Source organism: Rhodococcus sp. NPDC056960, assembly GCF_042674125.1.
Classification (GTDB): domain Bacteria; phylum Actinomycetota; class Actinomycetes; order Mycobacteriales; family Mycobacteriaceae; genus Rhodococcus_F.
This window is the reverse complement of the sequence record NZ_JBHURF010000013.1, coordinates 186631-206819: the sequence shown is the minus strand read 5'-3', so window position 1 is coordinate 206819 and position 20189 is coordinate 186631. Positions and strand designations below refer to the sequence as shown.

Sequence of the window (20189 nt, the reverse complement as noted above, 5' to 3'; positions counted from 1 at the left end):
AGGAAGCTTCCATGAAGGACGCAGTGATCATCGGCGGCGGGCTGGCAGGACTGTCCGCAGCGTGGCGGCTCCGCCACTGGGACATCCAGGTGCTCGAGTCGGACCAGCGAGTAGGTGGGCGCGTCATGTCCGAGAAGCGCGGCCCGTACGTGCTGAACTGGGGCGGCCACATGTACGCCGGCGAAGGCAGCTCGACGATGGAGCTGCTCGCCGAAACCGGAACCCGGTCCATGCGGATCCCCGGTTCGCTCCAGGGCATGGCGATGAACGGCAAGTTCATCACCACCGGGCCGATCCAGACGTACCCCTTCCGGTTCCCGATGTCGATGTCGTCGCGACTGGCGATCCTCAAGACCGGCGCCAAGGTCGGCAAGGACGTTCTGCGCTACACCCGCGCGGTCGCGTCCCGGCCCGGTGAGACCGGCGAAGTCCGTCAGCAGCGGATCTACGATTTCGAGAACGACCGCACCTTCGCCGACTACATCGGCACTCTCTCCGAAGACGAGCAGAGCTTCTTCCTGCCGCCGGTGACGCGGTCGGCGGCCGATCCGGACCAGCTCTCGGCCGGTGCCGGCATCGGGTACTTCAGCCTGATCTGGAACATCGGTCAGGGATTGGGCCGGTGCATCCTCGGCGGGGCGTCGACGCTGACCGAGGGCATCGCCCAGACCATGCGTGATCGCATCGATCTCGGAGCAGACGTCCACGAAGTGGTGCAGAACAAGGACCACGTCGTGGTCCGCTACACCAAGGACGGGGTCGATCACGAGGTCAAGGCACGCACCGCCGTGCTGGCCACACCGGCGTCGATCAGTCATCGGCTGGGCGTGAACCTGCCCGACGATCTGCGGGAGGCCCTGTCGAAGATCCTGTACGGGCCGCACGTCGCCGGTGCGTTCCTGACCAACGAAACGACCCCGATGCCCTATGACAACACCTACGGCATCGCCGCGGCCAACAAGTCGTTCAGCGTCGCGCTCAACCAGGGAAACCTCGTGCGAGGCAGGGAGACCGTTCGTCAGCCCGGCGGCAGCATGATGACGTTCTCGCCCGCCAGTCTGGGGCGGAAACTGTTCGACGTCGACGAAGACACGATCGCCAAGACGTACATCGACGACCTGAACTCCATCTTCCCGGGCTTCGAGTCGATCGTGACCGAGGCTCGCGTGGAGAAGTTCCCGTTCGGTTCGCCCTACTGCTTCCCCGGTCGCAGGCACCTGCAGCCCACGCTCACCCGTCCGTCGGAGCGGATCTTCCTCGCCGGTGACTACCTCGGCACCCTGTACACCGAGACCGCGATCTCCTCCGGGTTCACCGCCGCGCAGGAAGCGGCCAGTCTGCTGTCGACGAGGCTGCAGTCCGCCGCGCACCTGGCGTCCACGCGGCCGATCAAGGCCGTCTAGAGCGATCCTCAGTCGTACACCCCCACATCACAAGGAAACCCACACATGACCAAGCAACTCGGCGGCATCCTGACCGCCCTCACGACACCCTTCGACGACAGCGACAAGATCGACGTCCCCCTGCTGAACAAGGTCGTCGACCGCTCCATCGACGCCGGCGTGAATGCACTCGTCGCCGGCGGCGGGACCGGTGAGGTCGCCGCACTGAGCAGCGACGAACGCCTCCGCGTGTTCGATACCGTCATAGAGCGCACCGCCGGACGGGTTCCGGTAGTGGCGAACACCGGAGCACTGACGACATCGAAAGCGATCAACCTGTCCCGCGCCGCCGAGCGCGCCGGTGCGGATGTGATCATGCTGATCACCCCGTTCTACGAGGCCCTGACTTCCGCTGAGATCTCCCGGTACATCACCGATGTCGCCGCCTCGGTCGAGATTCCGGTCATGCTGTACAACAACCCGGGCGTGACCGGGGTGAACCTCGACGCCGACACCCTCGCGAAATTCGGCCGCGAGATCGAGAACATCAAGTACGTCAAGGACTCTAGCCGGGACTGGGAGCAGGCACTGCGGCTGATCCACCACCACCGCGACGACATCGGCCTGATCATGGGCTGGGACAGCTTCATCTTCAGCGCGTTCCTCGAGGGTGCCGTCGGCGTGATGGCCGGTGCGGCGAACGTGGTGCCGGACGAGATCGTCGGCGTGTACCGGGCCATCACTGCCGGTGACATCGACGGTGCCCGAACACAGTGGCAGCGGGTCTACCCCGTCATCGACGCGATGCTCGAAATGCCGTTCTCCCAAGCCGTCAAGGCCGGCCTGCGGCTGCGCGGCGAACCAGTCGGTTCCCCCCGAGAGCCCTTCCTCGAACTCTCGCCGGAACACACCTCGAAGCTCGCGGCCGCCCTGGCTCAACTCGGCAACTGACGAAAGACATTCTCCCGCAATCAACTCCACCCCAAGGAGTCACACCATGACCACCTCCACCACCCCGTACATCGTCCGACCGGACGACGCGAACGTCTTCTACGAAGGCCCCGAGCTCTGCCGGGAATACTTCCGAAACGACGACCTCTGGTTCGGCAGTTCGCTGGTCAATCCCGGCGACACCGGTGACGTGGACCCCGGTCATGACGGCGCGTGGGAAATCTTCTACTGCGTTTCGGGTGTAGGGATCCTCGACGACGGTGACAGCGAATACCTGCTAGCCGCCGGCGACGCGCTGGCCGTTCCACCGAACGTGCCACATCGGATCCACAATCGCGGATCCGAGCCCGTACTCATGGTCTGGGCCGGCGGCCCCGGAACCCCGCCCGCGCACTAGGCGACCTCACGTCTATCGCTCGCTCCGACCGACGGAAACCCAGCCATGAAAACAGTCACCACCGCGGAACGGGTCGGCCCGTCAGCGGCGAGTAAGCGTCGCTTCACGATCAGAATGGTTACCGTCCTGATCGGCGGCATGTTCCTGGACGGCTACGTTCTCGGCATCATCGGTCCGGTCTCGGCCACGATGGCCGACGACCTGCAGATCTCGGCGCTGTGGGAGGGGATGATCGCCGCGGCGGCCCTGATCGGTGTGCTGCTCGGCTCGCCGAGGGCTGGCACCGGAGACGAGGGTATGAGCCTCACCGAGGCAGCGGCCGAGCTCACCCGCTAGCCGGCGATCGGCCATCCCCAACGTAGTTCGCAGTCCGAGCCGGTGAGGGAAGGGCGATGCCGCTCGCGACCAGAGCCGCTACGGACGCACGTCCACAGCCGATCCCGACGTCACTATCGACACTTGGCGGGCCGTCTACGACGCATGGAAAATCGAGACCGTCATTAGGTGCTGCCTCACTCTCGCGGTCCTCGATGCGTGGCATCGGCCGGTACGGTTCACGCTCTGCGGCTTGCCGGCCATGTCGCGGCCGTCCGTCGCAGACGAGGCCGCCTCGCTGTGGGCCCTATTGGGAGTTGTCGCCGGGGTCGCAGGCACGCCACGCGTACCTTTCGTTGTACGCCGTAAGAGGAGGCGAAAAAGCTTCCCTCCGAGCGTCGCTCCTGATGAAGGAGATCTCGAACGCGATGAGCAGTACAGGCACGACCAGTGACGGGTCCGGCGCCGTGGCGGTGGCTGTCGGATTCGGTTGTGTGGGTTTATCGGGTGGCTGGGCGGGTGAGGGTGGCTGGTCCTTGTCGGACGAGTTGGAAGTCGAAGGCGCTGGCGAGGTGGTACTCGACGGAGTAGGAGACGGGGCGTTCGTCGAGGTCGTAGTCGATTTGTTTGATCACCAGGCATAGTTCGCCGGCGTCGACGCCGAAGACCGCCGCGTGTTCGTCGTCGACGAGTGCGGGTTCGAGGTTCGCGACGCCGAATTTGACGTCGACGCCGCAGACTGCCGAGAGGAATGTGTAGAGCGAGGGGCCCAGGCTCAGTGGTTGCTCGTCGGGCAATAGAGCCGCGGCGAAGTAGTCGTGCGAGATGGTGACGGGTGTGTCGTCGGCGGTGCGTACTCGGTAGAGGTGGACGACCGGTGTCTTGGTGTCGATGGCGAGGCGTTCGGCGATCTCTTCGGTGGCGGCTTCCTGCTTCCAGGACATTTCCGAGATGCCGGGGATGTGTCCGCGGGACTTGATGAGTTCGTCCGAGCCCACGTTGAGGTGCAGGCTGCGTACGAGGGGTCGGACGGAGTTGACGTAGGTGCCGGATCCGTGGCGCCGGTCGACGAGGCCTTCGCTTTCGAGTTGTGCGAGTGCTGCGCGGATGCTGACTCTGCTGACGCCCAGCTCTTTGGCGAGTGTGGGTTCGGAGGGCAGGCGGTCGCCGGCCGACCAGGATTCCTGTGACAACCGGAGCCGGAGTGATTGGACGGCCCGTGCGGTGGCGCTCAGGCGCGGTGGGGTGTCCGCGGTCGCTGGTCTTCGAGCACGCGCATCGGCCTCTGCCTTCATGTCTCACATCGTACGCAGAGGTAGCACAACTTCATAGACAAATATCGCCTGTTGACATGGGTGATTCAGGTCACTTATAGTCGATTGCATTCGAAGTTGTAGGACAACTTGGCGAGGAAGATTCTCGAATTCGGCAAAGCGGAACTCGAGTGAAGCCGCAGATCGTCGTCATGCTCACCCTCAACGACGCCACCGTTATGAACGCCATGCGCGAGCGGCCACTAGTAGCGCTGCGAAGACGGCAAATCCGGTACCACCATCCCGACCGACAGGAAGACCAATGTTAACCGTGAAGAACACAACCGCCGGTCGAGATCAGGGCTCGGACGCGAGTAGACGTCGCTTCATGATCAGGATGGTCACCGTCCTGATCGGCGGCATGTTCCTGGACGGCTACATCCTCGGCATCATCGGTCCGGTTTCGGCCACGATGGCCGACGACCTGCAGATCTCGGCGCTGTGGGAGGGGATGATCGCCGCGGCCGCCCTGATCGGTGTGCTGCTCGGCTCGCCGGTCGGCGGCTGGGCGGCCGACAAATGGGGCCGCAAACCGCTGTTCACCTTCGACATCGCCCTGTTCACCGTCGCCTCGGGTATGCAGTTGTTCATCGACTCCCCGATATGGCTGCTGGTGGTGCGGGTGTTGATGGGCATCGCGATCGGCATCGAGTACTCGGTCGGCTGGCCGCTGATGAGCGAGTTCTCGCCTACTCATCTACGTGGGCGACTGCTTGGCGCAATGCAGATCGCCTGGTACGGCGGCTTCATGACGGCGTTCCTGATCGGCTATCTGCTCAGTGAGTACACCAGCCTGAGTTGGCATTTGATCCTGGCTACCAGCACGGTCATCGCGGTGGTCCTGTTCCTCGGCCGGCTCGGGCTGCCGGAATCCCCGCGGTGGCTGTGGAGCAAGGGTCGCAAGGACGAGGCCCGCGCCCTCGCCCACAAGTACCTGGCGAGTGATGTGCTCGCCGACGTCGAGCACGAAGACGTGGCCAAGGGCACCTTCGGGATGCTCTTCAACAAGCAGCACTGGAGGTCCACCCTGTTCATTTCCGGGTTCTGGTTCTGCGCCGTCACCCCGTATTTCGCGATCGCCACGTTCGCCGACAGCGTGCTGCATCAGTACGGGCTCGGTGGCGGCCTCGCCGGTGGGGTCGGACTTTCCGCGGTCGCCCTTGCCGGAGTCGTGCTCACGTTCTTCCTGATCGACAGGGTCGGCCGGCGCGTCCTGACCGTTCCGCCGCAGTGGCTGTGCGCCGCCGTCCTTGCCGTCATCGGCCTGTGGGCGGGCGCCCCGGCCGCCGTCGTGCTCACCCTGTTCCTGGTGTTCTCGTTCTTCAACGCCATGTACAACGCGCTGACCGGCGTCTATCCACCGGAGGTTCTCCCGACCGAGATCCGCGCCATTGGAACGGGTTTCGCGACGTCCGTCAGCAGAGTGGGCGCAGGAATCGGCACTTTCCTGATGCCGGTATCGATGAGCAGCCTCGGCGCCAGCTGGACCATGCTGATCGCCGCCGCCGTGGCCGTCGCGGGTGCCGCGTTGTCGCAATGGCTCGCACCGGAGACCAAGGGTATGAGCCTCACCGAGGCAGCGGCCGAGCTCACCCACTAATAAGGCATCGATCGAGAAATGTAAGCGCACCGCCGGCCCCGGGACAACCCTCCCGGGGCCGGCGGTGTGCGTAATCGCACTCGACCGCGCGTCCTTGCAAAGATGCCGTCCACTTCCCGGCGAGCCTCGGACCGCTAGTCCCCAGCGGCGGGGAATGCTGCCCGTCGCCGTGGGTCAGGGGTCAGTGTGAGGCCGTAGCGACGGCGTCGCGGTCGAATTCGTGGGACACGTTCGACCACAGGCTGACTCGGCGGCCGCGCGTTTCGAAGTACATGATCTCCCGCTTGATGCCCGAGCTCTGGTCCCAGCCCGGCAGGTCGAGGATGATCAGCTCGTCGAGCGTGTTCATGAACACTTCGTCGACGGGGGCCCAGAGGGCGCCGATCTCGGCCTTGTCCTTGCCGTCGAAGGTGAGGTTGATCGGATGGGACATCGAGACCTGGCTGAAGACGGTGTGACCGGATTCGATGATGGTCGCGGCCACCTTGTTCGACTCGATGAACCGGTCGTGGGTGACCGACGGGTCGGTGTGGCTGTACGGGCAGGCCAGGAAGATCTTGCGCATGGTGTTCCTTCTGATGGTGGGTCGAGGGGAATCAGCCGAGCGAGACGGTGACGGGTCCGCCCCGGCTGTCGGCCTTGTCGAGCACGCTGGACGGCACCCGGAACACGCGTCCGGGAGAGGCGGGCCACGGGAGCGTCCTGCGGGCGATGATCTTGCCGTCCTGGCGCACCACGATCTTCGGGATCCGCACCAGGGTGTCCGTCCACAGCAGCAGCCGGTTGCGGGCGGGGGCGGTGTCGCCGGGGCGGAGCAGGCCGGGGGCGATCCATCGCAGCGGTGCGTCCGCCAGGATGCGCACTCCGTCGTGCAGAGGCGGTCGGCCGCCGAGATAGCTCCGGACGGATGCGGCGACGTGTCGGCCGTCGAGGGCGGCGATGTCGGCGGTGTCGACCGGGTGGAGGAGGTTGCCGACGGCGAAGACGCCGTCGCGGCTGGTGCGCAGCGCGGTATCGACCAGGGGGCCTTTGGTTTTCGAATCCATCTCCAGGCCGGTGGTGCGGGCGAGTTCGTGATCGGGGATCCAGTCGCCGGTCAGCACCAAGGTGTCGCAGTCGACGGTCCGCCGTTCCCCGGTGTCGATGTTCTCGATTTCGACCGCCCGCAAGGCGGGTTTGCCGATGATGTTCGTGACCCGGGTGCGGGTGGCGACGTCGACGCCCAGGACGGGGGACTTGCCGGCGAGGTTGAACAGTGCGTAGGACTCGGGCGAGGGATAGGTGGTGGTCATCAGCGCGGTGCTGCAGCCGGCGTGTTTGAGCGTGAGTACCGCCGACCAGCTGACCAATTCGCCGCCGACCACCACCGCACGCTTGCCGACCTTGCGGTGGTGGAGGTGGACCAGGTTCTGCAGTTGCCCAGTGGTGTACACCCCGGACGGGCGGTCGCCGGGGATCAACCGGGCCGGGCGGGGCCGTTCGCGGGCTCCGGTGGCCAGGACGATCGCGCGGGCGTCGACCCGCAGCCGTCCCTGCGGGGAGGTCACCTCGAGAGACCGGTCGCCGGCCCACCCGGTGACGGTGGCGTCGGTGCGGATCTGCGCACCGGCGGCGGTGGCCTTGTCCACGAGTTTGCGGGCGTACGCGGGGCCGGTGATGCAGGTCTTCATGTCCCGGATGCCGTAGCCGAGGTGATCACAGTGCCGGGGGATGCCTCCGGCGACCGATTCGCGGTCCAGGACGAGGACATCGAGGGACCGGTCTTCGGCCAGTTCCGCGGCCGCGGTCAGGCCGGCGGGTCCGGCGCCGATGATGGCGACGTCGGGGGTGAGGGCGGTGGTCATCGTCCGATCTCCTGCTTCATCGTGCCCGGCTGAGGGGCGCTGTCTGGTTTACGCCCGCAGGGCGTGTGTCCGCGCTCGTCGAGCAGGCTCTGCACCTCCGCGCCGCAGAAGAAGCCTTGGCACCGGCCGTTCATCACGCGGGTGCGGCGGCGCAGTCCCTCCAGCCCCGACGGGGGGATGACCGAGTCGAAGGCGTCGCGGATCTCGCCCCGGGTGACACGCTCGCAGAAGCACACCACCTTTCCGTAGGCGGGATCGGCGGCGATCTTCTCCGCGTCCTGGTAGGGGCGGGTGAACGCTTCGCCGAGGTTGGGCATCCGCGGCGGGGCGGGCAGTTCGGCCTTGGCGACAAGTTTCAGCCCGGCCTCCTCGAGCCGGTCGCGGACGTATTCGCCGACGGCCATGCCGGAGGTCAGCCCGGTGGAGCGGATGCCGCCGACGAGGAGGTAGCGCTGGTCGGGATCGGCCTCGATGAGGTAGTCGCCGTGGTCGGTGGCGGCGCGCAGCCCGGAATACGTTGCGGTGACTTCTTCTTCGAGGAGCTGAGGCATCAGCTTCCGGCCCTTGTCGAGGAGGAAGTCGAAGCCGGCCTGTGAGGTTCCGGTGGCGGTCTTGTCGTCGAGGTCCTCGGCGGTCGGGCCGAGCATCACGTTGCCGTAGATGGTGGGGGAGACCAGAACACCCTTGCCGCGGGCGGTGGGGACCGGCAGGACGATCCTGTCGACGAGCGGGCGGGCCAGCTTGTCGTAGACGAGCAGCTCGCCGCGGCGGGGAGTGACGGTGAACCGCTTGTAGCCGAACTGCTCGTCGAGGACGTCGGCTCCGAGTCCGGCGGCGTTGACGACCCATTTCGCCTGCACCAGACCGCCTCCGGTGTGCAGGGTGGTCAGCTCGTCGCCGACCTCGATCGCGCCGACGGCGTGGCTGGTGAGCAATGCGGCGCCGCGGTTGACGGCGTCGGTGGCGAGGGCGAGGTTGGTGGTCCAGGTGCAGATGATGGACTCGTCGGGGACGGTCAGGGCGCCGAGCGCTCCCTCGCCGAGGTGGGGAAGCTGGGCGTAGACCGTGTCGGCGTCGATGATCCGGCACTTCTCGTAGCCGTTGGCCTCGGCCTTCTTCTTCAGCGACGGCAGGGCGTCGAGCTGTTCCTGATCCCACGCCACCAGCAGGGCGCCGGTGTGCTCGACCGGAATGCCGGTCAGGCCTGAGTACTCGGAGAGCAGTTCGTAGCCGCGGCTGACCATCTTCGATTCGAGGGTGCCGGGCTTGGCGTCGAAGCCGGTGTGCAGGATGGCGGTGTTGGCCTTGCTGGTGCCGTCGCCGACATCCGAGCGGGCGTCGAGGAGGGCGACCGACAACTCGTAACCGGCGAGTTCGCGTGCGATCGCCGATCCGACGATGCCCGCCCCGATGACGACTACGTCGTGGACTGGCGGGGTGTTCACAATGACTCCTGGGTGTTGTAGGTGGTGGCAGCGAGATCGCGCCAGGCCGTGCGGAATTCGTCGGTCCGGTCGGCGCTCCATTGCGGTTCGTACGTCGAGGCCGGCTCCCAGGCCGGGACGACGTCGCGGAGGCCGCGGCCCGGGTTCAGGGACAGCTCGGCCAGTGCAGCGGCGCCGAGCGCGGTCGCGTGTGCGGACGGGTAGACGTCGACGGGGATCTGGAGGATGTCGGCGGTGGCCTGCATCAGTACTTTCGACTGGGTCAGGCCGCCGTCGACCCGTAGGCGGGCCAGAGGAGTGCCGATGTCCGCCTCGATCGCGGACATCACTTCGCCGACCTGGGCGGCGATGCCCTGCAGCACGGCCCGCACCAGGTGGCCGCGCCCGGTCGACAGCGACATGCCCGTGATGGTGGCGGTGGCGTCCGACCGCCACCAGGGGGCGGCGAGCCCGGCGAGGGCGGGCACACACAGCACGCCGTTGCTGTCGGGGGCGGCGACCGTATCGAGTTCGGTGGCGGCGGAGATGATGCCCAGTGAGCACAGCCAGCGGACGGCGGAGGCCGCGGTGTAGACCTGCCCGTCGATGCAGTAGGAGGCCTCACCTCCGGTCTGCCACGCCACCGACGAGGTCAGTCCGGACGTCGACCGGACTCCCGTCGCACCGGTGTTGGCGAGCAGGAAGGCGCCGGTGCCGAAGGTGCACTTGGCCATTCCGGCGTCCAGGCATCCCTCGGCGAGCAGGGCGGCCTGCTGGTCGACGATGATGCCGCCGACCGGGATGTCGCCGCCGAACGCGGAGGTGGTCCCGACGATCTCGTCGTTGGCGACGATGTCGGGCAGACGCTCACCCTCGAGTCCGAACAGGGACAGCAGTTCTCCGCTCCACCGACGGTCGTCGAGGTCGACCGCGAGGGATCGGCTGGCCGTGGTGACGTCGGTGACGAACGCACCGGTGAGCTGATGCAGCAGCCAGGTGTCCGAGGTGGTGACCACGCCCGCGGTCTCGACGTTGCGGCGCAGCCACGCCATCTTCGGGGCCGAGAAGTAGGAGTCGAGCACCAGGCCGGTGCGGGCGGCGATTGCGTCCTTGTGGGCGTCGAGGTCCCGGCACAACCCTTCGGCGCGCCGGTCCTGCCAGACGAGGGCCTGGGTCAGGGCCTTGCCGGACTGCGGGTCCCACGCCAGCACGGTCTCGCCCTGGTTGGCCAGGGAGACGGCGTGGACGGGGCGTCCGGCGTCCGCGATGGCGGTGCGCCCGGCCTGCAGGACGGACTCGAGAAGTTCGCCCGGATCCTGTTCCACGCCACCACCGCTCAGGTAGTGCGGGTGGATCGGGATCTCGGCGACCCCGACCACGCCGTCGTCGGGGTCGAGGACGACCGCCTTGGTACCCGAGGTGCCCTGGTCGATGGCGAGAACGGTCATTTCGCCGACTCCAATCCATTGTCTGCGGCAGCGGTGGCGTCGAGTTCGGCGTCGATCGAGCGCATGTCCGGCATCCGGAGGCCGTGGGTGCCGCGGGTGAGCAGGAGGAATCCGAGGTAGAGGCCGCCGAGGACGACCATGATCAGCACGTACAGCCACGGATCGCGGAAGGACGCGTCGCGGAAGAGGGACAGTTCGAACACCAACCACACGACGGCGACGACGAGCACCGGAATCTCCCAGCGCCCCAACTGGAATCCGTTGGTCGGGGGCAGCGAGCGCCGCTTGACGATGTACAGGGCGACGGTGACGGCGTAGATGATCGACGGCAACAGGGTGGCGGCGGCGAACAGATTGAACAGGGCGTCGGTGCGGGTGGAGAAGATCGCGAGGATCAGCGCGGCGACGACGGTGACGAGGACGGTCGCGTTGAGCGGAGTCTTGAACCGGGGCGAGACCTTGTGCATGTACTGCCAGGCGGGGAAGCGCTCGTCGCGGGACATCGCCCACACCAACCGCACCCCGGTCATCAGGATGACCAGACCGCAGGCGAAGATGGCGACGGCGACCAGCACCAGCAGCGCGGTCCCGACGTAGGAGCCGAGCACGGCGCGGATGACGTCGGCGACCGGTGTCCCGGACTGCGCGAGCGCGACCGGGTCGTCGGCGAGCGCGGTGACCGCGAGCAGGAACAGAAAGCCGAGACCGCCGGACGCGAGGACCGCCTGCCACATCGCCCGGGGCACGACGACCTCCGGCCGCTTGGTCTCCTCGGCGAGGTTGGCCGCCGACTCGAAACCGACGATGGTGAAGGCGCCGAGCAGAAATCCCATCATCCACGGGCCTGCGGAGGTGGCGGTGCCGAAGCTGAAGTACCCGTCGGCGGGAATGTCGCCACGCTCGAACAGGTTGCCCACGTTGAGCTTGTGTGCGACGACCCCCACGATCAGCAGCAGCGCGACCAGCGCCACCATGCCGATCAGTTCCGCGGTCACCGCGAAGTTGTTGACCCGCTCGGTCCACTTGGTGGACAGGCCGACCAACAGGCCCTGCAGGAGGAGCACGATGCCGGTGATGACGAAACTGGTGGTGGGCGTGCCGTAGAACTCGAACAACGAGGGCAACACGGTGGAGGCGACGGTGTAGTCGACGGCCACGACGACGATGGCCAGGAACGTGAACGAGATCCACCCGGTGATCCAGCCGAGCACCGGATTGGCCAGTCGCGACACCCACTGGTAGGCGTAGCCGGTCACGGGGATGCGGGCGGCGAGGGAACCGAGGATCAGCGCGACCGCGAGTTGACCGACCACCACGATCGGCCACGTCCAGATCCCGAGCGGTCCCGAGGTGGTGAGGACGCTGCCGTAGGTGGTGAAGATGCCGGTCGCGATGGAGACGAACGCGAACGCGACGGCGAAGGAGGCGAACCGGCCGGTCGAGCGTTCGAGGGACTCGGTGTACCCGAACTCACCCACTCCGGCGGAATCGGGGGGTGTGGAATGATGACTCATTGGATCGTCTTTCTGACTGGAGTTGGGTGTTCGATCCGGCGGGCGACGCTGCAACGTCGCCCGCTTTCTTCTCTGGCGGTGGATCCGCCCCCGTTCACGCCGTCAATATCACCCCGCCGGTTTCCTTGAATGCCTGGGCAATGTCTTGGGACACAGGGAAATCGGTGATCAGGCCGGCTACAGCGTCGAGAGTGCACACCCGGTAGGGAGCCACCCGGCCGATCTTCGAGGAATCGGCGAGTACGTAGCTGTGGGCGCTGTTGGCGAGGATGGTCTTGCGGACATCGACCTCGTCGAGATGGAAGTCGGTCAACCCGACCTCCGCGTCCACCCCACCGGAACTGATGAACGCCACATCGGCGTACAGATCGGCGAAGAACGACTTGGCGTGCGCGTTCGCGCAGGCCAGATCGCCTCTGCGCACCCGGCCACCGGAGACCAGCAGGTCGATGCCCGGACGCTCGGCGAGCTCCGCGGCGACCAGCAGGGACGGCGTGGCGACCGTTCCGCGGAAGCTGTGGGGAATCGCGCGGGCCACCTCGACCGCGGTGGTTCCGATGTCGATCACGATGGTCTGACCGCTCTGCATCAGGCTGACGGCGGCCTGGGCGAGTTCGGCCTTGGCCTCGTGTTCGAGCTGCGCGCGCTCGGTGAAGGACGGCTCCTCACCGCCCCTGGCGACGACGCTCGCCGCACCGCCGTGTACCCGCCGGACGGTGCCGCGTTCCTCGAGCAACGCGAGGTCGCGCCGCACGGTCTCCGCAGACACCCCGAGCAGTTGCACCAGCCCTTCGGTGCTGACCACACCGGCGGCATTGACGGCGTTCACGATGGCCTTGTGGCGTTCGACGGGAAGCATCTGTGACCGTCCTTGTGGGTGACTGACTGGATATGACTGTAATTGTGCTATTTCGCCCGTCTGCAGTCAACCCGAAAATGAGAAGTGGGCCACACAATCTGTCACTCTGTCGGATCCGGCACGATCAGCTGTCGGTGTCGCGTCCGCTCGTGTCCTCGTCCGCGACGATTCCCCGGAGGAGTGCGTCGACCAGTCGCGTCGGTAGGCCCGGGTCGAGCGGTTCGCGGCTGAGTACGACCTTGAAGTGCAGGGGTGCGACGAGCATTTCCACCGCAAGGCGGGGATCGGTGGTGCCGGGTAATTCTCCGCGGTCGATTCCGCGCGTGATGATCTCGCCGGAGAGTGAGTGTCGAGTGTCCCAGTACTGCTTGCGGGCCTGGCTGGCCGCCGGGTCGTCGCCGGCAGCGGCCAGTGCTCGGTCGAAGGCGTTGCCCTGGGGAGTGGTGAGGTACGCCGCCAGCGACGTGAGGTAGGCGATCAGGTCGTCGCGCAGTGATCCCGTGTCGGGAATGGGGAGCAGTTCCTCGGCCTCTTCGAGCAGGGCGTCGATCATCAGGTTTTCGCGCGTGCCCCAGCGGCGGTAGATCGAGGTCTCGTGCACGCCGGCCCGGGTCGAGACCTCGGCCACCGTCAACCCGTCCATGCCGTGCAGGTGCAGCACGTCGAGGGTGGCGTCGAGCACTGCGCGGCGAACTCGCGCGGATCTGCCGCCGGGGCGTGGCCGGCTCCCGGGTTCGGTCATGCCCCACTTTAACGCAAGTCTCTTGCGTTTGTGGTGTGACCCAGCGCATACTGCTAATGCAAGTAACTTGCGTTTAGAGGAGGCAGTGGAATGCGTTCACGACAATCGGTCACCGTCGACGACGGGATCACCGCACGCAGCGAGACGGCGGACGGCATGCGGATCGAGTGGGATGTGCCCGTGCCGATGCCGGACGGCACCGTGCTGCGGGCAGATGTCTTCCGCCCGGACGACGACGGCGAGTATCCGGTGCTGATGACCCTCGGTCCGTACGGCAAGGGGCTGGCCTTCCAGGAGGGGTTCGCGGGGATGTGGCAGCGTCTGGCCGCGGTGTATCCCGACGCGGTGTCCGGATCGACCAACGCCTATCAGGTGTGGGAAACCGTCGATCCGGAGAAGTGGGTGCCGGACGGTTACGTCTGCATTCGAGTCGACTCGCGCGGTACCGGGCGCTCGGCCGGACTGCTGGACATGCTCAGCGAGCAGGAGGCCCACGACTATTACGCGGCCATCGAGTGGGCGGGGACCCAGGACTGGTCGAACGGTCGAGTGGGCCTGCTCGGAATTTCGTACTACGCAGCCAACCAGTGGCTGGTCGCGGCACTGCGGCCACCGCACCTGACGGCGATCTGCCCGTGGGAGGGGTTCACGGATTTCTACCGTGACTTCAACCGGCACGGCGGCATCCTGTCCCGGTTCGGTCAGGCCTGGCAGGACCGTCAGATCTTCACCGTCCAGCACGGGGTGGGCGAGCGCGGCCTGCGCAACCCGAACAACGGCGAACTCGTCGCCGGACCCCCGACCCTGGACGACGATGCTCTCGCCGCGAACCGCGTGGAGACGGTCGCCGAGGCCAAACGCCGGGTCCTGCTCGACGAGTTCAGCCGAGCGCGCACGCCTGACCTGACGCGCATCGAGGTCCCGGTGCTGTCGGCGGGGAACTGGGCACACCACCTGCACACCCGCGGCAATTTCGACGGCTACACCCAGGTGTCGTCACCGCAGAAATGGCTGGAAGTGCACGGTCACGAGCATTACGCCGAGTTCTACACCGACTACGGCGTGGGTCTGCAGAAGCAGTTCTTCGGCCACTTCCTCAAGGATGAGGCGACCGGCTGGGACCGGCAGCCACCGGTGCGCCTGAACGTCCGCCACGTCGACGGATCCTTCGAGGGTCGTGACGAGCAGGAGTGGCCGCTCGCCCGCACCCGGTGGACGCGGTTCCACCTCGACGCCGCGTCCGCCGCATTGACCACCACCGAACCGAGCACCGAGCATGCGGTCGACTTCCCGGCGCTGGGGCCCGGCATCGATTTCTGGACCGAACCGCTGTCCGAGCCGCTGGAGATCACCGGGCCGGCCTCCGCTCGGGTCCGACTCGCGTCCACGACCGCCGACGCCGACCTCTTCGTCACCCTGCGTGTGCAGGACCCCGACGGAAAGGAGGTCACGCTCGTGTCCGCGATCGACGAACACGGTGTGCTCGCCGTGGGGTGGCTGCGTGCCTCCCACCGGGAACTGGACTAGGAGCGCAGCCTGCCCCACCGGCCCTGGCATCCGCACACCCGCATCCTGCCGCTCACCCCCGGGCAGGCGGTCGACCTCGACGTCGAGATCTGGCCCACCTCGATCGTCGTCCCGCCCGGCTACCGGCTGGGCGTCACGCTGTCGGGCCGTGACTTCCAGCTGCCGGGCGACGGGCCGTGGCCGGTGGCGTACGGAATCGAGCAACGCGGCAACGGGGTTTTCGTCCACGACGACCCGGACGATCGACCGGCCGGAATCTTCGACGGGCTGACCACTCTGCACACCGGTCCGGACTCGGGCACCTCGTTGCTGCTGCCCGTGATACCGGCGAAGTGAGCCGACCGCATCCATCCCCCGAACAGTTGAGGACATCCATATCATGCGACGAATAGTCGACCTGTCCGTGTCATTGCAGGCAGGAATTCCGTCCGATCCACCCGGTCACCTGCCCGAGATCGACTACCTGGACCACGAGCACACTCGAGGCGATCTGCTGCAGTTCTTCCCCGGAGCCGCTGTCGGCGACCTGCCCGACGGAGAAGGGTGGGCCATCGAGCGCGTGCGCGTGTCCACCCACAACGGCACCCATCTCGACGCCCCCTACCACTACGCGTCCACGATGAACGGCGGGCAGCGGGCCATCACCATCGACGAGGTCCCGCTCGACTGGTGCTTCGGACGCGGCGTCAAACTCGACTTCCGGCATTTCGGCGACGGCTACGTCGTCACCGCCGACGACATCGACCGCGAACTGGACCGGATCGGATTCACTCTGGCACCGCTCGACATCGTCGTCGTCAACACCCGCGCGGGCGACCGCTACGGCAACGACGACTACGTGAACAGCGGCTGCGGCATGGGACGCGAGGCGACACTGCACCTGCTGCGTCAAGGCGTGCGGGTGACCGGCACCGATGCCTGGAGCTGGGATGCGCCGTTCGTCCACACCGCCCGGCGATACGCCGAGAACCATGACGCCGACATCATCTGGGAAGGCCATCGCGCCGGACGGGAGATCGGCTACTGCCACATCGAGAAGCTCGGCAATCTCGACTCGATCCCATCCTCGGGATTCCAGGTGGCATGCTTCCCCGTGAAGATCCATCGAGCGTCGGCCGGGTGGACCCGCGCGGTCGCGATCTTCGACGAGGAGCAGGAATGAGAATCGGTTCACTGCTCGTGGACGGCGTCCAGCGCTTCGGCGTCGTCGTCGACGACCACCTCGACCTCCTGACGGAGTCTGCCGACGTCTTCGCAGTGGCCGCGGCCGACGACCCGAGCGGAGCGCTGACCGGTCGCCGACTGCCGTGGGACCCGGCCGCGGAACTGGCCGTGCCGGTCCCGGTCGCCACCATTCGGGACTTCATCACCTTCGAGCAGCACACTCTCGGCTCGCTGCGTTCGGTCACCGGCGCCGGTGAGATCCCGGAGGACTGGTATGCCGCACCCGCCTTCTACTTCACCAACCCTCACGCGGCGATCGGCTCGGGCGCAACGGTTCCGATGCCGCCGGGGTGCGAAGTATTCGATTTCGAACTGGAAGTCGCGGTCGTGATCGGCCGGGCCGGCTACAACCTGTCCCTCGACGAAGCGTTCGACCATGTCGCCGGGTTCACCATTCTCAACGACTGGTCTGCTCGCGACCTGCAGGGTCGTGAGATGCGGGTAGGCCTGGGACCGGCGAAGGGCAAGGACACCGTCACCACCCTCGGGCCGGTGATGGTCACCGTGGACGAACTCGCCGGCCACGAGGTCGACGGCCGATTCGATCTCGGCATGGAGGTCTTCGTCAACGACACCCGCATCGGCGGCGACACCCTGGCGAACATGGCCTGGACCTTCGCCGAGTTGATCTCCTACGCCAGTCGTGGCACATGGGTGCGGCCCGGCGACGTGCTCGGCTCCGGAACCTGCGGCGGCGGCTGTCTCGCCGAACTGTGGGGATGGCGCGGCGAGCGGCAACCGCCACCCCTCCGCATCGGTGACACCGTCACCATGACCGTGGACGGAATCGGCACCATCCACAACACTGTCGTCGCCGGGCCGCCCCTGCACCCCGTCCCTGCGGCGACCCGAGGGGCGAGCCGCCGTTCCGGGTAGCGCGACAGGGGGACACCCGTACCGGGATCGAGACCGGTCCGAACGTTTCCGCGCACGGCCCACTGTCGAATTGCTCAGTCATGTCCGATTTTTGGCCGCTTGATTTCGCTCGGTTCCGGGTAGTCCTGTTCGGGTACGGCGATGGCCGGGAGCCGGAGCGAAGGAGTGCGAGTGATGACAACAGCCGGAGGGGGTCCGAGTTCGAGCAGTCTCGCCGATGTCATCGACACGATCCTCGACAAGGGTCTGGTGATCGACGCCTACGTGCGGGTGTCGCTGGTCGGCATCGAACTGCTGACTATCGACGCCCGCATCGTGGTCGCGAGTGTCGACACCTATCTGCGCTTCGCCGAGGCCGCCAATCGCCTCGCGATCGGAAGCGAACCCAAGGGTCTGACAGATCTGGTGTCCGATGTGAAGGGCGCCGGAAGCACGAAATCGAAGACGAAAGGCGCACTCGAAGCGGTGGGTGAGACCCTCGGCGAGCTGCTCGGTGGGTCGGACGCCGAGCGTGAACCCGCGCCGCGCCGCTCCGCTCGGAGGCGGAAGTAGCGACGGGTAGCTCTCACTGATTTCACCGTAAAACCCGCGGGGAGTTCCGCGCTGCGATATTCACCGATCATCGCAGGTCATAGCACAAAAATGACGCCCTATTTCGTATCGAGATGGTCAGTTGTTCAATTTCAGCATGTGAGAATTACGTGAATTCGCGAAACGCGCCGCGGCGGTCGCTGCGATATACGGAATAAGCGGGAGGAAATAATCCCGTGGTTATCCATCGACAGAAGGAGTGGAATTCTGATGGGTTCTGCAGGAATCGACTTCAACGTAGCTCTCGATGCGTTCTTGAAGTGGCTGAGTGTCACGTTCAACCTCGGCGGTGGCATCGGCTGATCGCGCCGGACCTGGGGTAAGTGGTGGCTCGGCTCACCAGGTGGGAGCCGAGCCACCGCTGTGAACGGCGCACGAACGGCGCCGCATCGATACCGTTCCATACCGTCGGAAAAATCGACCGGGGGCGATCACCCGGTGGAGAATTTGGGCGTGCATTTAGCACGGAATGCCCACTGCATCGATTTGTGGACTCCGCCGGGGTCGATCGGCGTGACGTCCGGTCGAGTGAAAAGAAAAGTATTGGGATGAGCTTGGATACCGAAAGTCGAGAATCCGCCCCTGGTAGCAGTTTCGAACGCCGGTTGCGGACTGAATTCGAACAAATCGCGCGTGACATGCGGGCCGAACACGGCAGCCTCCAAGGATGTCTGGAGGTGATCACCAAGTCCGCCCGCGACATCGTTCCGGGGACCGAGGACGCCGGGGTCACCCTGATCGCCCGTGGCAGAGTGCTCGAACCCCGGGCGGCGACGTCGGACATGCAGAGGAAGGTCGACGAGTTGCAACACCGCCTCGGAGAGGGCCCGTGTGTGCAGGCGATCTGGGAGCACGAGACCGTGCTCGTCACCGACATGCGGACCGAGCAGCGCTGGCCGGCCTTCGCGCCGGAAGCGTCCAGGATCGGGGTGCAGTCGATGCTGTCGTTTCAGCTGTACACCACCGAAGACACGCTGGGCGCGCTGAACCTGCACTCGAGCCGCCCGAACGCATTCGGTGACACCTCGCTCAGCATCGGCAGCACCCTGTCGACGCATGCCGCCATCGCGCTCATCGCGTCCGAACGCGAGGAACAGTTTCGCAACGCCCTCGCCTCTCGCGACATCATCGGACAGGCCAAAGGCATGCTGATGCAGCGGTATTCGATCGACGCCGCGCAGGCTTTCGCGCTTCTGACGGAGCAGTCCCAGCACGTCAACCAACCGCTCAGCGAGGTCGCACGGACGCTGGTCGAGCACGGGCTCCCGGACTGACCCGGCCGCGGCCCGGCGGGCCGTTGATGCCGACCGTCGCACGGCGCACAATGGCATCGGTGAAAGCACTCACGGCGTCTCGCTTTCGGAGTTGGATACGGGCGGCGTGGACGTATGTTCGGCGGGCGCCCGGCACGTTCGTGTGGCTCGCGGTGCTCCTGGCGACAACCGTGGTGTCGCGGCATCTCTCGGCGGAGCAACTTCAGGTCGTGCTCGGTGACCGGTCGACGAACCTGCACCATCTCGCGGAGGACCCGGTCAGGGTGCTGATCGCGAGTGCCTTCTGGCTCGCCGGCGGCGGTTGGGTCACCTACTTTCTCCTCTACAACGTTTTCCACGTCCCGGCCGAGCGATGGCTGGGCACTCTGCGATGGGTGACCGTCGTGGCGATCGCACACGTCGGCGCCACCTACCTCAGCGAGGGCGTCCTGTACTGGGCGATCCGCCACGGCCGCGCGCCGGCCTCCGCCGTCGACACCCTCGACATCGGGGTCAGCTACGGCCTGGCCGGGGTCGTCGCGGTACTCACCTACCGAATCGCACCGCCGTGGCGCTATCCGTATCTCGCCGCCGTCCTGGTGTTCTATCTGGTTCCGTTGTTCGTGCACCTGAACTTCACCGCGGTCGGACACTTCACCGCCGTCCTGCTCGGCCTCTGCTGCTACCCGATCACCCGTTCCCGGAAGGGTGTGTGGTCTCCGGTCGCCGCCGTCCGTCGTATGCGGCGAACCGCAGCGACCACCTGAACGACCCGGTCACTTCGCCTTTCCTCCGAACGGTGACGACCAGGGTTGTGTGACGCCGATCGATACTGTCCCCCAAAGTGGACTGGGTCACACCACGGCTCGGCTCGTAGCGTGCGATCAGCGCTGGGCATGCGCCTCAGAGTCAATTCACGCCCCATCGTC

Annotated in this window: 18 protein-coding genes and 1 pseudogene; 11 read left to right on the top strand and 8 right to left on the bottom strand. The window is 66.4% G+C overall.

The annotated features are described in order from the left end of the window. Window positions 1-11: 11 nt before the first annotated feature. The 4 genes from ACFTWF_RS22035 to ACFTWF_RS22020 are packed head-to-tail and all read left to right on the top strand — an operon-like array spanning window position 12 to window position 3066. Complete coding sequence (locus ACFTWF_RS22035; protein WP_378463303.1) at window positions 12-1403, top strand: protoporphyrinogen/coproporphyrinogen oxidase; 1392 nt, start codon at window positions 12-14, stop codon at window positions 1401-1403. Between the two features lie 45 nt (window positions 1404-1448). After that, window positions 1449-2333, top strand: a complete 885-nt coding sequence (locus ACFTWF_RS22030; protein ID WP_378463302.1) for a dihydrodipicolinate synthase family protein — start codon at window positions 1449-1451, stop codon at window positions 2331-2333. Window positions 2334-2379: 46 nt separating this feature from the next. Then, window positions 2380-2730, top strand: coding sequence for a cupin domain-containing protein (locus tag ACFTWF_RS22025; protein WP_378463301.1), 351 nt, complete (start codon window positions 2380-2382; stop codon window positions 2728-2730). A gap of 45 nt (window positions 2731-2775) precedes the next feature. Then, window positions 2776-3066 carry a hypothetical protein gene (locus ACFTWF_RS22020; protein WP_378463300.1) on the top strand — a complete coding sequence of 97 codons (291 nt, stop codon included), beginning with the start codon at window positions 2776-2778 and terminating at the stop codon, window positions 3064-3066. Window positions 3067-3545: 479 nt separating this feature from the next. Here the strand turns inward: ACFTWF_RS22020 and ACFTWF_RS22015 are convergent, their stop codons facing one another. After that, on the bottom strand, window positions 3546-4340 hold the full coding sequence (locus ACFTWF_RS22015) for a GntR family transcriptional regulator (protein ID WP_378463299.1): 795 nt from the start codon (window positions 4338-4340) through the stop codon (window positions 3546-3548). A 280-nt stretch (window positions 4341-4620) separates the two neighbouring features. On the opposite strand from ACFTWF_RS22015, the gene ACFTWF_RS22010 reads away from it, so the two are divergent. Further along, window positions 4621-5958 (top strand): MFS transporter, encoded by a 1338-nt coding sequence (locus ACFTWF_RS22010; RefSeq protein WP_378463298.1) that lies wholly within the window; start codon window positions 4621-4623, stop codon window positions 5956-5958. A 181-nt stretch (window positions 5959-6139) separates the two neighbouring features. On the opposite strand, the gene ACFTWF_RS22005 is transcribed toward ACFTWF_RS22010, so the two are convergent. From ACFTWF_RS22005 to ACFTWF_RS21975, 7 genes are all read right to left on the bottom strand, one after another. Continuing rightward, the gene (locus tag ACFTWF_RS22005) at window positions 6140-6523 is read right to left on the bottom strand and encodes a DUF1937 family protein (RefSeq protein ID WP_378463297.1); all 384 of its coding nucleotides are present in this window, start codon (window positions 6521-6523) and stop codon (window positions 6140-6142) included. 31 nt (window positions 6524-6554) lie between these two features. Beyond that, entirely contained in the window at window positions 6555-7802 is a 1248-nt protein-coding gene (locus ACFTWF_RS22000; protein WP_378463296.1) for an NAD(P)/FAD-dependent oxidoreductase, read from the bottom strand. Further along, complete coding sequence (locus ACFTWF_RS21995; protein WP_378463295.1) at window positions 7799-9247, bottom strand: NAD(P)/FAD-dependent oxidoreductase; 1449 nt, start codon at window positions 9245-9247, stop codon at window positions 7799-7801. The genes ACFTWF_RS22000 and ACFTWF_RS21995 overlap by 4 nt, the downstream gene beginning before the upstream one ends. After that, window positions 9244-10674 carry an FGGY family carbohydrate kinase gene (locus tag ACFTWF_RS21990; RefSeq protein WP_378463294.1) on the bottom strand — a complete coding sequence of 477 codons (1431 nt, stop codon included), beginning with the start codon at window positions 10672-10674 and terminating at the stop codon, window positions 9244-9246. The genes ACFTWF_RS21995 and ACFTWF_RS21990 overlap by 4 nt, the downstream gene beginning before the upstream one ends. After that, entirely contained in the window at window positions 10671-12188 is a 1518-nt protein-coding gene (locus ACFTWF_RS21985) for an amino acid permease (protein ID WP_378463293.1), read from the bottom strand. Before ACFTWF_RS21985 ends, ACFTWF_RS21990 begins: the two co-directional genes overlap by 4 nt. 94 nt (window positions 12189-12282) lie before the next feature. After that, window positions 12283-13047, bottom strand: a complete 765-nt coding sequence (locus ACFTWF_RS21980) for a DeoR/GlpR family DNA-binding transcription regulator (RefSeq protein WP_378463292.1) — start codon at window positions 13045-13047, stop codon at window positions 12283-12285. Window positions 13048-13171: 124 nt separating this feature from the next. Continuing rightward, window positions 13172-13789 carry a TetR/AcrR family transcriptional regulator gene (locus tag ACFTWF_RS21975; RefSeq protein WP_378463291.1) on the bottom strand — a complete coding sequence of 206 codons (618 nt, stop codon included), beginning with the start codon at window positions 13787-13789 and terminating at the stop codon, window positions 13172-13174. Between the two features lie 90 nt (window positions 13790-13879). Here ACFTWF_RS21975 and ACFTWF_RS21970 point away from each other — a divergent pair. The 6 genes and pseudogenes from ACFTWF_RS21970 to ACFTWF_RS21945 all read left to right on the top strand — a co-directional run bounded on the left by ACFTWF_RS21970 (window position 13880) and on the right by ACFTWF_RS21945 (window position 20027). Next, window positions 13880-15652, top strand: a pseudogene (locus ACFTWF_RS21970) (CocE/NonD family hydrolase). Window positions 15653-15695: 43 nt separating this feature from the next. After that, the gene (locus ACFTWF_RS21965) at window positions 15696-16478 is read left to right on the top strand and encodes a cyclase family protein (RefSeq protein ID WP_378463290.1); all 783 of its coding nucleotides are present in this window, start codon (window positions 15696-15698) and stop codon (window positions 16476-16478) included. Continuing rightward, entirely contained in the window at window positions 16475-17416 is a 942-nt protein-coding gene (locus tag ACFTWF_RS21960; RefSeq protein WP_378463289.1) for a fumarylacetoacetate hydrolase family protein, read from the top strand. The genes ACFTWF_RS21965 and ACFTWF_RS21960 overlap by 4 nt, the downstream gene beginning before the upstream one ends. Window positions 17417-17590: 174 nt before the next feature. Then, complete coding sequence (gene gvpJ, locus ACFTWF_RS21955) at window positions 17591-17968, top strand: gas vesicle protein GvpJ (protein ID WP_378463288.1); 378 nt, start codon at window positions 17591-17593, stop codon at window positions 17966-17968. A gap of 677 nt (window positions 17969-18645) precedes the next feature. After that, window positions 18646-19281, top strand: a complete 636-nt coding sequence (locus ACFTWF_RS21950; protein ID WP_378463287.1) for a GAF and ANTAR domain-containing protein — start codon at window positions 18646-18648, stop codon at window positions 19279-19281. A gap of 59 nt (window positions 19282-19340) precedes the next feature. Further along, window positions 19341-20027, top strand: a complete 687-nt coding sequence (locus ACFTWF_RS21945; RefSeq protein WP_378463286.1) for a rhomboid-like protein — start codon at window positions 19341-19343, stop codon at window positions 20025-20027. The last annotated feature ends 162 nt before the right edge of the window (window positions 20028-20189 follow it).